This window comes from Jannaschia sp. L-14R (genome assembly GCF_056857695.1).
Genome location: NZ_JBSXNP010000011.1, coordinates 265,126 through 278,631 on the forward strand (window position 1 = coordinate 265,126; position 13,506 = coordinate 278,631).

Genomic DNA, 13,506 nt, shown 5'->3' on the forward strand with positions numbered 1-13,506 from the left:
CGGATGCAGAACAGACCGTCGATGCTGTGAAAATCGCAGGATGAAGTCGGACTCAGCTTCTTGTGATCACAGACCCTTATCATGTGATCACAAATGTACATTATGCGGCTGAAATCCGCACAATTGCCGATATACCCGTTTTATTGCCAACCGGGGCATGGCAAGGCGATGCCCAAGCTTCATTGACCCAGCGGGGGCGCATCCCATGAATATCCACGAATATCAGGCCAAGGCGCTGCTGCGCGAATACGGGGCCCCCGTCAGCGAAGGTGTGCCGGTCACCAAGGCGGCGGATGCCAAGGACGCGGCAAGTCAGCTCGATGGGCCGCTCTGGGTTGTGAAGGCGCAGATCCATGCCGGTGGACGCGGCAAGGGCAAGTTCAAGGAGGCCGATGCCGGCGAGAAAGGCGGCGTTCGCCTGACCAGATCCGTTCAGGAAGCCGCCGAGGAAGCCAAGAAAATGCTGGGCCGCACCCTGGTCACTCATCAGACCGGCCCGGCAGGCAAGCAGGTCAACCGCATCTATATCGAAGACGGGTCCGACATCGCGCGCGAACTGTATCTGGCGCTGCTGGTCGATCGTCAGACCAGCCGAATCGGTTTCGTCTGTTCCACCGAGGGTGGCATGGATATCGAGGAAGTCGCCGCCAACACGCCTGACAAGATCGTCAGCTTCAGCGTCGATCCGGCCACCGGCTATCAGCCCTTTCACGGCCGTCGTATCGCCTTTTCGCTGGGGCTGGAGGGCGCGCAGGTCAAGCAGTGCGTGCAGTTGATGGGCAACCTCTACAAAGCCTTCACCGAGAAGGACATGGAGATGCTGGAGATCAACCCGTTGATCGTGACCGACACCGGCACGCTCAAGGTGCTGGACGCCAAGGTCAGCTTCGACGGCAACGCGATGTACCGTCACAAGGACATCGCCGAGTTGCGCGATGAAACCGAGGAGGACCCCAAGGAACTCGCCGCCTCCAAATACGACCTGAACTATATCGCGCTGGACGGTGAAATCGGTTGCATGGTCAATGGTGCAGGCCTTGCCATGGCGACGATGGACATCATCAAGCTGTATGGCGCGGAGCCCGCCAACTTTCTCGACGTGGGCGGCGGCGCGACCAAGGAAAAGGTGACCGAGGCGTTCAAGATCATCACCTCCGATCCGCAGGTGAAGGGCATTCTGGTCAATATCTTCGGCGGCATCATGCGCTGCGACGTCATCGCCGAAGGCGTGGTCGCCGCCGTCAAGGAAGTCGGCCTCAAGGTGCCGCTGGTCGTCCGGCTGGAAGGCACCAACGTCAAGGAAGGCAAGGCGATCATCAACGAGTCCGGTCTGGACGTCGTGGCCGCCGACGACCTGAAGAACGGGGCCCAGAAGATCGTGAAGGCGGTCAAGGGTTAGGAAAGACCGGGTGCCGCTCCTCCGCTCCCTCGTGGTTGCCACTATGATGGCTGCGCCCGTTACAGCTTCTGCGCAGGCTGGTGACGATACGATATTCGCCGCCTTCGCAGCGAACTGTCTGTCGCCTTATCTGACAGCGGATCAGGCCGTCGACAGGATTGGCAGGACCGGTGCGCGCCTCGATTACTACGACCGCGCGCCCGCTTCGGACGTCGCCCCGTCGCAAGTCGCGCGCGGCACCGATCAACGCCCCGTCACCCCCGGCACCGACCGCCGCTGTGACGTCGCATTCGATGGCGACCATGGCATGGCGGCGGCAGAGGCGGCGATCCGAACACTGGCGTCCGAGGGCATCCGGACGCTGGCCCCCCTGCCCGAAACCCATGCGGCCGCCGCGCTGCCCGGCACGACCCTGCTGGCGGCCCGCGCCCTTAACCCGGCGCGCGTCGCGGTCGTCCACACCGGCACGCGCCCCGGCCCCACCGGTCCCGAGACGTTCCTGTCGGTCGAACGCCTGACCCCGGACGCCAGCCGCGAGGCGATGAAATGAAACGCGCGCTGCTTCTCCTGCTGACATTGGCCGGGTGCGCTTCCACGGGGCCGAACGGCTTCGGTCCCGGCGTGTCTGACATCGCGGCACAGCGCGTGCGCTTCGCCGCCGAAGCCGTCTGTCTGAACAACCGGACCCTCCGCACGCAGGACGCTGCGGCGCGGGCGCTGAATTTTCCGGTCCGCGAACGCGACGGCGACTCCATCGTCTATGCCAACCCCGGAACGCTGACGTTCATCCGCATCGGCCCGGCACCGGATCAGAGCTTTACCGACGATCAGGGCCAGCGCCAGATCGTGAGCGGCACCGGCTGTTCCGTCGGGTCGCCCGCCGTCGGCACCGCGACAGCCAATCGTCTGGCCGGGGAAATACTGGCGCCGCGCCTGGTCGACGGCAGCGACACCTTGCTGGCCCCGCGCGGGGCGGGCCGCAATCCGGACGGCGGCGTCGGATTCTTCTTCGATAACCTGTCGGTGACCCTGCCGCTTGCGCGCACCACGTTTGTCGACCCCGAAACGGGCGAAGGCGTCGCCTTCGACCACCCCGTCATCCTTATCGTTCATAACTGACCAGCCGGAGGCCCCATGGCCATTCTCATCGACAAAGACACCAAGGTGATCTGCCAGGGCCTGACCGGCTCGCAGGGGACATTCCACACCGAACAGGCAATTGCCTATGGCACGAAAATGGTCGGCGGCGTGACACCCGGCAAAGGGGGGCAGACGCATCTGGGCCTGCCGGTCTTCGACAGCTCCCACGAAGCGGTCGCCCGCACCGGCGCGACGGCCAGCGTGATCTACGTCCCGCCCCCCTTCGCCGCCGATTCCATCCTCGAGGCCATCGACGCCGAAATTCCGCTGGTCGTCTGCATCACCGAAGGCATTCCGGTGCTAGACATGACGCGCGTCAAACGCGCGCTGGACGGCTCGAAAACCCGGCTGATCGGGCCGAACTGCCCCGGTGTCATCACGCCCGGCGAATGCAAGATCGGCATCATGCCGGGTCACATCCACAAACGCGGGTCGGTCGGGGTCGTATCCCGCTCCGGCACGCTGACCTATGAGGCAGTCAAACAGACGACCGACATGGGGCTGGGCCAGTCGACCGCCGTGGGCATCGGTGGCGACCCGATCAAGGGGACCGAGCACATCGATGTGCTGGAAATGTTCCTCGCTGATCCAGAAACGCACTCGATCATCATGATCGGCGAGATCGGCGGAACGGCGGAAGAGGAAGCCGCGCAGTTTCTGGCCGACGAACGCAGGGCCGGCCGCTGGAAGCCGACCGCCGGTTTCATCGCCGGGCGCACCGCCCCTCCGGGTCGCCGCATGGGCCACGCCGGCGCCATCGTCGCGGGCGGCAAGGGTGACGCGGAATCGAAGATCGAGGCCATGAAATCGGCTGGCATCGTCGTCGCCGACAGCCCGGCGACGCTGGGCGAAGCGGTGAAGGACGCGATCGGGTGACGTGATCCATCGACCCCGACTGGAGTGACGGCATGAGAACCGCCGAACAAAGCGAAAAAGGCTGCGCGCGCCCCGGCGGGATCGTTCGGACCCGGCGCAATGGCGGGCATCGTGCGATCGCGTTCGGCGTCTTCGCTTCGATGCTTTTCATCACGCCCGCTGCCGCCGACATCGCGACGGCCTGCGCCGGGACGAGCACATTCCCCGACGCCGTCACCCAGCTTGAATCCGAGGGCTGGACCGTCCTGACCCGCGATTCCGACCTGACAGAGGCGCAGGTCGATGCCCTCGCCTGGACCCTGATGACCGGCTATCTGGCCGGGGATGACGGTGGCGAGGACATTGCCACCCTGCTCGATCTGCAACGCCGGTCCGCGCCCGGCCTGCTGGCCCGGCGGGATACCGATACGACGAAATCTCGCGTTCTGACCGACGACGATGGCGTCCTGACCATCGTCCAGACCCGCACCCTCCCCGGACGGGTCGAGCGGATCTGCCGATTTGCCACGACAGGGAACGCGGCTGCGGATGCGCCCGTTGGTCTGACGATAATCAACACCACCGAGGTCGACGGCGCGCCCGAAACCCTTGCCGAAATCACAACCGTCCTCACCGAGGAAACGAAGCCATGACCGACCAATCCGACAACGACGTCTTCCGCTCCACCAGTTTCATGCAGGGGCATAACGCGGAATACCTCGAACAGATGTATGCCCGCTACGCCAATGATCCGACCGCCGTGGACGAGACGTGGAAGCAGTTCTTCGCCGCCATGGGCGACGAGGGCAAGGTCGCGCAGGCCGAGGCCGCCGGGCCAAGCTGGGCGCGCACCGACTGGCCGCCGGTGCCGGGCGACGATCTGACCGCGGCGCTGACCGGCGAATGGCCGGCGGAACCAGAGGGCAAGGCGGCTGGCGACAAGATCAAGGCCAAGGCGGCGCAGGCCGGCGCGGCCCCCTCCGACGATCAGATCAAGCGCGCCGTGCTGGACTCCATCCGCGCCATCATGCTGATCCGGGCCTATCGCATTCGTGGCCATCTGGCCGCCGACCTGGACCCGCTGGGCATGCGCAACGACGTGCCCCACCCCGAACTGGACCCACGGTCCTACGGCTTCACCGATGCCGACATGGACCGCCCGATCTTCATCGACAACGTGTTGGGGCTGGAGGTCGCGACCCTCAACCAGATCATCGCGATCCTGAAGCGGACGTATTGTGGCACCTTCGCGCTGCAATACATGCACATTTCCGACCCCGAACAGTCCGGTTGGCTGAAGGAACGCATTGAGGGTCTGGGCAAGGAGATCGAGTTCACCCAGAACGGCAGGCGCGCCATCCTCAACAAGCTGGTCGAGGCCGAGGGCTTCGAGAAATACCTGCACGTCAAATACATGGGAACCAAGCGCTTCGGCCTGGACGGGGGCGAGGCACTGATCCCCGCGATGGAACAGATCATCAAGCGCGGTGGGCAATTGGGCCTGTCGGATATCGTGATCGGAATGCCGCACCGGGGTCGCCTGTCGGTCCTCGCGAACGTGATGAACAAGCCCTACAAGGCGATCTTCAACGAGTTTCAGGGCGGCAGCTTCAAACCCGAGGACGTCGACGGATCGGGCGACGTGAAATACCACCTCGGCGCGTCGTCGGACCGCGAATTCGACGGCAATACCGTGCATCTGTCGCTGACCGCGAACCCCTCCCACCTCGAAGCGGTCAACCCTGTCGTTCTGGGCAAGGTCCGCGCCAAACAGGATCAGATCGGAGACACCAGCCGCAAGAAGGTCGCGGGCCTTTTGCTGCACGGCGATGCGGCCTTTGCCGGTCAGGGCGTGGTGGCGGAATGTTTCGCTCTCTCGGGCGTGCGTGGTCATCGGACCGGCGGCACCATCCATATCGTCGTGAACAACCAGATCGGGTTCACGACCGCGCCGCACTTCTCGCGCTCCAGTCCCTATCCCACCGACAACGCGCTGGTGGTCGAGGCGCCGATCTTCCACGTCAACGGCGACGATCCCGAAGCCGTGGTTCACGCCGCCCGCGTCGCCATCGAGTTCCGGCAGAAGTTCGGCAAGGACGTCGTGCTCGACATCTTCTGCTATCGCCGCTTCGGCCATAACGAGGGGGACGAGCCGATGTTCACCAACCCCCTGATGTACAAGCAGATCAAACAGCAGAAAACGACGCTGACGCTCTATACCGAGCGGCTGGTCAAGGACGGACTGATCCCCGAGGGCGAAATCGAGGACATGAAATCCGCCTTCCAGGACAAGCTGGCCGAGGAATTCGAGGCCGGGCGCGACTACAAGCCCAACAAGGCCGACTGGCTGGACGGGCGCTGGTCGCATCTGGATCGCCGGAAAGAGGACGATTACATCCGCGGTGAAACCGCGATCCCAGAAGCGACCTACACGGAGGTCGGTGCGGCCGTGTCGGCGGCACCCGATGGCTTTCCGCTGCACAGGACCATCGGTCGCCTGCTGGATGCCAAGGCCGAGATGTTCAAGACCGGCGCGAACTTCGACTGGGCTACCGCCGAAGCGCTGGCGTTCGGGTCGCTGCTGACCGAGGGCTACAGGGTTCGTCTGTCGGGGCAGGACAGCACGCGCGGCACCTTCAGCCAGCGTCATTCGTCCTTCGTCAACCAGCAGACCGAGGAACGCTATTACCCCCTCAACCACATCCGCGAAGGGCAGGCGCACTTCGAAGTCATCGATTCCGCCCTGTCGGAATACGCGGTGCTGGGGTTTGAGTATGGCTACTCGCTGGCCGAACCCAACGCCCTGACCATGTGGGAAGCGCAGTTCGGCGACTTCGCCAACGGTGCGCAGATCATGTTCGATCAGTTCATCAGTTCCGGCGAGTCCAAATGGCTCCGCATGTCGGGCCTCGTCTGCCTTCTGCCGCACGGCTACGAAGGTCAGGGGCCGGAGCATTCGTCGGCGCGCCTGGAACGCTTCCTGCAGCAATGCGGCTCCGACAACTGGATCGTGGCAAACTGCACCACGCCCGCCAACTACTTCCACATCCTGCGTCGTCAGCTGCACCGCGACTTCCGCAAGCCGCTGATCCTGATGACCCCGAAATCGCTGTTGCGCCACAAGATGGCGGTCTCGAAGAAGGAGGAATTCACCCTCGGCTCCTCCTTCCACCGCGTCCTCTGGGACGATGCGCAGCACGGCAATTCGGACACGGAACTGGTCGCCGACGACAAGATCAAGCGCGTCATCGTCTGTTCGGGCAAGGTCTACTTCGACCTGCTGGAAGAGCGCGATGCGCGTGGCATCACCGATGTCTATATCCTGCGGCTGGAGCAGTTCTATCCGTTCCCGGCCCTGTCGATGGTCAACGAGCTGCAACGCTTCCTGAAGGCCGAAATCGTCTGGTGTCAGGAAGAGCCCAAGAACCAGGGCGGCTGGACATTCGTCGAGCCGAACATCGAATGGGTGCTGACCCGTATCGGCGCCAGCCATACCCGCCCCCGTTATGTCGGTCGCGCCGCCAGCGCGTCGCCCGCAACGGGCCTCGCCAGTCAGCATAAATCCCAACAGGCAGCGCTCGTCGACGAAGCGCTGAGCACGGAGTAACCCGCCATGACCATCGAAGTTAAAGTCCCCACCCTGGGAGAATCCGTGAGCGAGGCCACCGTGGCCACCTGGTTCAAGCAGCCCGGCGATACCGTCGCCGTCGACGAAATGCTCTGCGAGCTGGAGACCGACAAGGTCACCGTCGAAGTGCCATCGCCCGCCGCCGGAACGCTGGGCGAGATCGTCGCCGCCGAGGGCGAGACCGTCGGCGTCGACGCCCTGCTGGCGACCATATCGGAAGGTGAAGGCGAAGCCCCGGCACCCAAGGCCGAAAAGTCCGCCCCCAAGGCCGAGCCAGTCGAAAAGGCCGAACCGGTCGAGGTCAAACCCGACGTCAATACCGACCCCGGCAATGCCCCCGCCGATACCGGCGGCGAGGCGATCGACATCATGGTGCCTGCCCTGGGCGAGAGCGTGACCGAGGCCACCGTCGCCACCTGGTTCAAGCAACCGGGCGAGACCGTCTCCGTCGACGAAATGCTCTGCGAGCTGGAGACCGACAAGGTCTCGGTCGAGGTGCCCAGCCCTGCCGCAGGCACCCTGACCGAAATCCTGGCGCAGGAGGGCGAGACCGTCGCCGCCGGCAGCAAGCTGGCCCTTCTGACCACCGGGGCCGGGGCGATCGCCACGCCAAAGCCTGCCAGTCCTGAACCCGGCTCCGATGCGGGCAAGCCCGAAGCCAAGGCCGGTGACGCGGCCAGGGGCGACGTCGAGAACGCGCCCTCGGCCAAGAAGATGATGGCTGAAATGGGCCTGTCCGACGCGCAGGTCAAAGGCACCGGCCGCGACGGTCGGGTGATGAAGGAAGACGTGCTCAAGGCCGGCTCCGCCGCGAAATCGACCGCGCCTGACGCGAAACAGGCCCCGCGCGCGCCCACCCCCGCCGGGGACGATGCGCGGGAGGAGCGGGTGAAGATGACCCGCTTGCGCCAGACCATCGCCAAGCGTCTGAAAGACAGCCAGAACACCGCCGCCATGCTGACCACCTATAACGAGGTGGACATGGGCGCAGTCATGGACTTACGAAGCGAATACAAGGACCTGTTCCAGAAGAAGCACGGCGTGAAGCTGGGTTTCATGTCCTTCTTCACCAAGGCCTGCGTCCACGCCCTGCGCGAAGTGCCCGAAGTTAATGCCGAGATCGATGGCACCGACGTCGTCTACAAGCACTTCGTCCACATGGGCATCGCGGCAGGCACGCCGCAGGGCCTCGTCGTCCCGGTGATCCACGACGCCGACCAGATGTCGTTTGCCGAAATCGAGAAGGCCATCGCCGAAAAGGGCGCCGCCGCGCGCGACGGTAAACTGTCCATGGCCGACATGCAGGGCGGCACCTTCACCATCTCGAACGGCGGCGTCTACGGCTCGCTCATGTCCTCGCCCATCCTGAACCCGCCGCAATCGGGCATCCTCGGCATGCACAAGATCCAGGACCGGCCCATGGTCGTCGGCGGCGAAATCGTCATCCGCCCGATGATGTATCTGGCGCTGAGCTACGACCACCGGATTGTTGATGGGAAGGGGGCGGTGACGTTCCTCGTGCGGGTGAAAGAAGCGCTGGAAGATCCACGACGGTTGTTGATGGATTTGTAAATGATTGACAATTGAAGGCATAAAAGAGTGGCAAAACCAAAGCTAATGTTTGATCGGCTTTATTCTGGTGATGTAAGCTTCGATGATATCCTATCGGAGCTAAGCGATCGAGACCATGCTTTTTGGAACAGCATCGAAGAAGAAAGTGATCGCGGATTTGCTATTTGCGCCTCATGTCACTTCGAGAATCTTCTGGAACGATGCCTTTCGTGCTACTTTCGAGACAGGAAGAGGTCAAAAGATATTTTGGGAGGGGTTGCGACAGCAGCGACGGCGCGAGCAAAACTGTCTAATGTTCTAGGCATCCTAGATGATTTTCATTACTCGCAGATGATAAGGTTATTTGAGATAAGAAACGCTTTCGCTCACGATATCATGACGGATTTCCTAAACCCCAAAATAGCAGGGCTGGTTGATCGATTTGTCAGTTTAAGGTTCGAAGGAAATACGGATTTTATATTAGAAATGCCTACCGAAAATCCACAAAGCGCGCATCGTCAAAAATTCTCATTTATATGCATGACCATGTCAATTGAGCTTCAGTGGCGAGAGATCGACGTACTTAAATATTCCCAAAACCTTGAATCTTTACAGGACGATGGAGGCACCATTCCGTTTCTTGACTATAATGAGAACGCCTCTAGCTAAAACAAATAGTTTTTGGCTAATTCGGAGCCACCCCATGAACCTCCTCACCCACCACACCCCCGCCTCCTACGACGCCTGGAAACAGGACTTCGATGCCCATGCCGAAACCCGCCGCAACGCGGGCCTGACCCTCCTGCAACTCTGGCGCAACGTGGACGGCAACGGCGTCACCGCCCTCTTCGAAGTCAACGACCGCAAGAAGGCGCAAGCCTGGGTCGACCGCGAAGACCAGACCAACGGCCCCGTCACCGCCCGCTTCATGCGCACCGCATGACCCCCGAACTCACTGTTCTCGCCCTTGCCGCCCTGCTGCAGGCCGCGCAATTCATCGCCTTCGCGATTCCCGCCAACCGGGAGATCGGGCCGGGCTACACCATGTCGGCCCGCGACCGTCCACCCAGCCGCGCCATGTCGCAGCGCACGCTGCGCCTGCAGCGCGCATTGAACAACCATGTCGAATGGCTGCTGTTCTTCACCATAGCCGTTGTCGTCGTCACCCTGTCAGATCAGGCCTCGGCCTTCACCGCGCTCTGCGCCTGGGTCTATCTGGGCGCACGCGTTCTGTATGTCCCGGCCTATGCCTTGGGCTGGCGGCCGGGTCGGTCGATCATCTGGGCCGTGGGGTTCACGGCGACCGTTCTGATGGTTATCTCAACCCTTATCTGATTTCCGATCCACGTCCGACGCAGATCACCCGTGGATCACCCGTTCATCACCCACGCCCCGGAGGCACCATGGCCCAATACGACGTCATCATCATCGGCAGCGGCCCCGGCGGCTATGTCTGCGCCATCCGCTGCGCACAGCTCGGTCTGAAAACCGCTGTGGTCGAGGGCCGCGACACGCTGGGCGGTACCTGCCTGAACATCGGCTGCATCCCGTCCAAAGCCATGTTGCACGCGTCGCACATGCTGCACGAAGCCGAGCATAATTTCGGCAAGATGGGCCTGAAGGGCAAGTCACCCTCGGTCGATTGGAATGGAATGCTGGACTACAAGCAGAGCACTGTCGACCAAAACACCAAGGGCATCGAGTTCCTGTTCAAGAAGAACAAGATAGACTGGATCAAAGGCTGGGGTTCGATCCCCGAGGCAGGCAAGGTCAAGGTCGGCGACGACACCCACGACGCCAAACATATCATCATCGCGTCCGGCTCTGAATCGGCCAACGTGCCGGGCGCGGACGTCGAGATCGACGAGAAGGTCATCGTCACCTCCACCGGCGCGCTGGAATTGTCGTCCATCCCGAAAACCATGGTCGTGGTCGGCGGCGGTGTCATCGGACTGGAGCTGGGGTCGGTCTATGCCCGCCTCGGCGCCGAAGTGACGGTTGTGGAATACCTCGACGCCATCACCCCCGGACAGGACGCCGAAGTTGCCAAGGCATTCCAACGGCTTCTGCAAAAGCAGGGTCTGAAATTCATCACCGGCGCAGGTGTGTCGAAGGTCGAGGTCAAGGGCGGCAAGGCGCATGTATCCTATGCGCTGCGCAAGGACGACAGCGCGCATGAGTTGAAAGCCGATGTCGTCCTGGTCGCCACGGGCCGCAAACCCTATGTCGAGGGGCTTGGCCTTGACGCGCTGAACATGAAGATGACGAAGCGCGGGCAGATCGCAGTCGACGACGGATATGCGACCAGCGTCAAAGGGATATACGCCATCGGCGACGTGATCGAAGGTCCGATGCTGGCCCATAAGGCCGAGGACGAGGGCATGGCGATTGCCGAGATCCTGGCCGGTCAGGCGGGTCACGTGAATTACGACGTCATTCCCGGCGTGATCTACACCCATCCCGAAGTGGCCAGCGTCGGCATGACCGAGGAGCAGCTGAAGGAGGAGGGCCGCGCTTACAAGGTCGGCAAATTCAGCTTCATGGGCAACGCACGGGCCAAGGCCAACTTCTCGGGTGACGGCTTCGTAAAAATGCTGGCGGACGCCAAGACCGACCGAATTCTGGGTTGCCACGTCATCGGCCCGATGGCTGGCGATCTGATACACGAAGTCTGCGTCGCGATGGAATTCGGAGCGGCCGCCGAAGATCTGGCGCGTACCTGCCATGCGCACCCCACCTACAGCGAAGCGATGCGAGAGGCCGCCCTTGCCTGTGGCGACGGCGCGATCCATTCCTGACCCGCGTTTCGACAAAGGGGACAAGAAAGGCACATTCAGAAACAGCGGACACAATTGAGCCGAAGGGTATCAAAGTTCTGCCGCGTTCCAATGATTTAAGGGTGTTAACTATTCTGCCCTTGGTGTCTGCTAATGCCTCGCTCTCTTGCCCGCTTTCCGCGGCTTCTAACCGGATTCGCCTTCCCTCAAACCGCCATTGCGGGCGAGGGCTGGCATACCTCTTTTCTGGGTCCGCTTTCCGAACCCATTTGGCGCTGGCTGGACAGTCCGGCGATGCTGCCTGCGATCGCGATTGCAGTGGCCGTCATCGGGCTGTGCGTTTTGGTCGCCGGGAATTTGCGGATGCGACGTCGTCATGCCCGGCTGGCGATTTCCGGCTTGCGGAACGGCGCGCGGTTCCGCGTCGTCGACGCGATGTGCCACGCCGTCTGGGACGGTCGCACGATCAACACGGTTCGTGTAAAACGCGCATTGCAGATCGCGCGCGATACCACCGGGATGGATTTCACATCGAGTCATATACAGGAAATGGCTCAGCGCGCCGATCGCATTATCATTCCGACAAATTTCAATTGGATGCGCGAAGACCTGAACCGCGAAGAAAAGCTGCTGATTTTCAATGCCACGCTGTCCGTGCTGCTGGCGGACGGACCCATGGGTCGATCGGATCGCGTGTTTTTGCGGACGCTGGCGCGGGGGCTGCGACTGGGACGTACGGATTTACGCGCCCTTGCCCGATTGATCACCACGTCCTGAAGAAGGCGGAATGCCGGTCGGTCTGGTCAAGCCCTGCCTGAACGGCGACAGTGGGTGCGGAAACAGCCGCAGCGAAAGACCCGCCATGCAGATTGACCTTCTTTACGGACGCGATGGCCTGACGCTGGATATGCCCGACGGGGCCGAAACGCATCTGATCGAAAAGCCCGCCTTTCCGGCCTGCGATCCGCCCGCCAAACAGATCGCCCGCGCCCTGCGTGACCCGCACGGCGCCGCCCCCTTGGCCGAATTATGTCATGGCAAATCCTCGGCCTGCATCCTGATCTGCGACATCACCCGACCCGTACCCAACTACCTGTTCCTGCGCCCGATGATTGAGATCATGACCGCGGGCGGCATCCCCCTCGACCGCATCACGGTCCTCATCGCGACGGGTCTGCACCGCCCGAATGAAGGCGCGGAGATGGATGAGCTGGTCGGCGACCCCTGGGTGCTGGAGAACGTGCGGGTCGAGAACCATTTTGCCCTGAATGACGCGGATCACGTCGATCTGGGCGTGACCGAGGGACGCGGCGTTCCGATCAAGCTGGATCGTCGTTTTGTCGAAGCCGAGTTAAAGATCGCGACCGGACTGGTGGAACCGCATTTCATGGCCGGATTTTCGGGCGGGCGCAAAGTCGTGGCCCCCGGCGTAGCCCATCACGAAACGATCCGCACCTTCCATTCCGCCCGCTTCATGGAAGACCCCGCCGCGCGCGAATGCAACCTGACCGGCAACCCCCTGCACGAGGAACAGTTGGAGATCGTGCGGCGACTGGGTGACGTCTACGCCCTGAATACGGTGATCGACGACAAGCGAAATCTGGTGTTCTGCAGCTTCGGCGAAATCATCGAAAGCCATCTGTCCGCCGTCGATTTCGTGCGCGGCTATACCGAAATCCCTGTGGGGCGGAAATTCCGCACGGTCGTCACATCATCGGCGGGCTATCCGCTGGACCAGACGTATTATCAGACGGTCAAGGGCATGGTGACGCCTCTGGACATTCTGGAAGACGGCGGCACCTTGATCGTCGCATCGCAATGCGCCGAGGGCATCGGGTCTGATCATTTCCGCGCCGCACAGGAACGGCTGGTGCGGCTGGGGCCGAAGGCGTTTCTGAAGACGCTGCTGGCCAAGGACTTTGCCGACGTCGATGAATGGCAGACCGAGATGCAGCTCAAACCGATGCGCGTGGGGCGCATTCAGCTCTATTCCGGCACTCTGTCGGATTCTGATCATGCCGTGACGGGGGTGGACCGCATTACCGACCTGCACGACGCCATTGCCGCCAGTATCGCACATCACGGCGATGCTGCGGTCGCGGTCATTCCCGAAGGGCCGTATGTCGTGCCCAAAGCCGCCGCCGGGCCAGGCTGAT

13 protein-coding genes are annotated in these 13,506 nt (G+C 62.4%); all 13 read left to right on the forward strand.

Going from position 1 to position 13,506, the window contains the following annotated elements; genetic code table 11:
* Window positions 1-205 precede the first annotated feature (205 nt).
* The 13 genes from sucC to AC13C2_RS14085 all read left to right on the forward strand — a co-directional run bounded on the left by sucC (window position 206) and on the right by AC13C2_RS14085 (window position 13,505).
* Window positions 206-1,399: an ADP-forming succinate--CoA ligase subunit beta gene (gene sucC, locus AC13C2_RS14025; protein ID WP_482887184.1), complete on the forward strand. Its 1,194-nt coding sequence runs from the start codon at window positions 206-208 to the stop codon at window positions 1,397-1,399.
* A 10-nt stretch (window positions 1,400-1,409) separates the two neighbouring features.
* Window positions 1,410-1,949 (forward strand): succinyl-CoA synthetase subunit beta, encoded by a 540-nt coding sequence (locus AC13C2_RS14030; protein WP_139204651.1) that lies wholly within the window; start codon window positions 1,410-1,412, stop codon window positions 1,947-1,949.
* Window positions 1,946-2,518: a hypothetical protein gene (locus tag AC13C2_RS14035; RefSeq protein ID WP_339640412.1), complete on the forward strand. Its 573-nt coding sequence runs from the start codon at window positions 1,946-1,948 to the stop codon at window positions 2,516-2,518. The genes AC13C2_RS14030 and AC13C2_RS14035 overlap by 4 nt, the downstream gene beginning before the upstream one ends.
* A gap of 15 nt (window positions 2,519-2,533) precedes the next feature.
* Window positions 2,534-3,415, forward strand: a complete 882-nt coding sequence (gene sucD, locus AC13C2_RS14040; RefSeq protein ID WP_482887185.1) for a succinate--CoA ligase subunit alpha — start codon at window positions 2,534-2,536, stop codon at window positions 3,413-3,415.
* A gap of 32 nt (window positions 3,416-3,447) precedes the next feature.
* Window positions 3,448-4,047 carry a hypothetical protein gene (locus AC13C2_RS14045; protein WP_482887186.1) on the forward strand — a complete coding sequence of 200 codons (600 nt, stop codon included), beginning with the start codon at window positions 3,448-3,450 and terminating at the stop codon, window positions 4,045-4,047.
* Window positions 4,044-7,001 (forward strand): 2-oxoglutarate dehydrogenase E1 component, encoded by a 2,958-nt coding sequence (locus tag AC13C2_RS14050; RefSeq protein WP_482887187.1) that lies wholly within the window; start codon window positions 4,044-4,046, stop codon window positions 6,999-7,001. Before AC13C2_RS14045 ends, AC13C2_RS14050 begins: the two co-directional genes overlap by 4 nt.
* 6 nt (window positions 7,002-7,007) lie before the next feature.
* Entirely contained in the window at window positions 7,008-8,594 is a 1,587-nt protein-coding gene (gene odhB / locus AC13C2_RS14055) for a 2-oxoglutarate dehydrogenase complex dihydrolipoyllysine-residue succinyltransferase (RefSeq protein WP_482887188.1), read from the forward strand.
* A 27-nt stretch (window positions 8,595-8,621) separates the two neighbouring features.
* Window positions 8,622-9,242 carry a hypothetical protein gene (locus tag AC13C2_RS14060; protein ID WP_482887189.1) on the forward strand — a complete coding sequence of 207 codons (621 nt, stop codon included), beginning with the start codon at window positions 8,622-8,624 and terminating at the stop codon, window positions 9,240-9,242.
* 34 nt (window positions 9,243-9,276) lie between these two features.
* Window positions 9,277-9,516, forward strand: coding sequence for a DUF3303 family protein (locus AC13C2_RS14065; RefSeq protein ID WP_482887190.1), 240 nt, complete (start codon window positions 9,277-9,279; stop codon window positions 9,514-9,516).
* Entirely contained in the window at window positions 9,513-9,908 is a 396-nt protein-coding gene (locus tag AC13C2_RS14070; protein WP_482887191.1) for an MAPEG family protein, read from the forward strand. The genes AC13C2_RS14065 and AC13C2_RS14070 overlap by 4 nt, the downstream gene beginning before the upstream one ends.
* A gap of 68 nt (window positions 9,909-9,976) precedes the next feature.
* On the forward strand, window positions 9,977-11,371 hold the full coding sequence (gene lpdA, locus AC13C2_RS14075) for a dihydrolipoyl dehydrogenase (RefSeq protein WP_482887192.1): 1,395 nt from the start codon (window positions 9,977-9,979) through the stop codon (window positions 11,369-11,371).
* 273 nt (window positions 11,372-11,644) lie between these two features.
* Window positions 11,645-12,127 carry a hypothetical protein gene (locus tag AC13C2_RS14080; protein ID WP_482887193.1) on the forward strand — a complete coding sequence of 161 codons (483 nt, stop codon included), beginning with the start codon at window positions 11,645-11,647 and terminating at the stop codon, window positions 12,125-12,127.
* 85 nt (window positions 12,128-12,212) lie between these two features.
* Complete coding sequence (locus AC13C2_RS14085) at window positions 12,213-13,505, forward strand: nickel-dependent lactate racemase family protein (protein WP_424337833.1); 1,293 nt, start codon at window positions 12,213-12,215, stop codon at window positions 13,503-13,505.
* Window position 13,506: the final 1 nt, after the last annotated feature.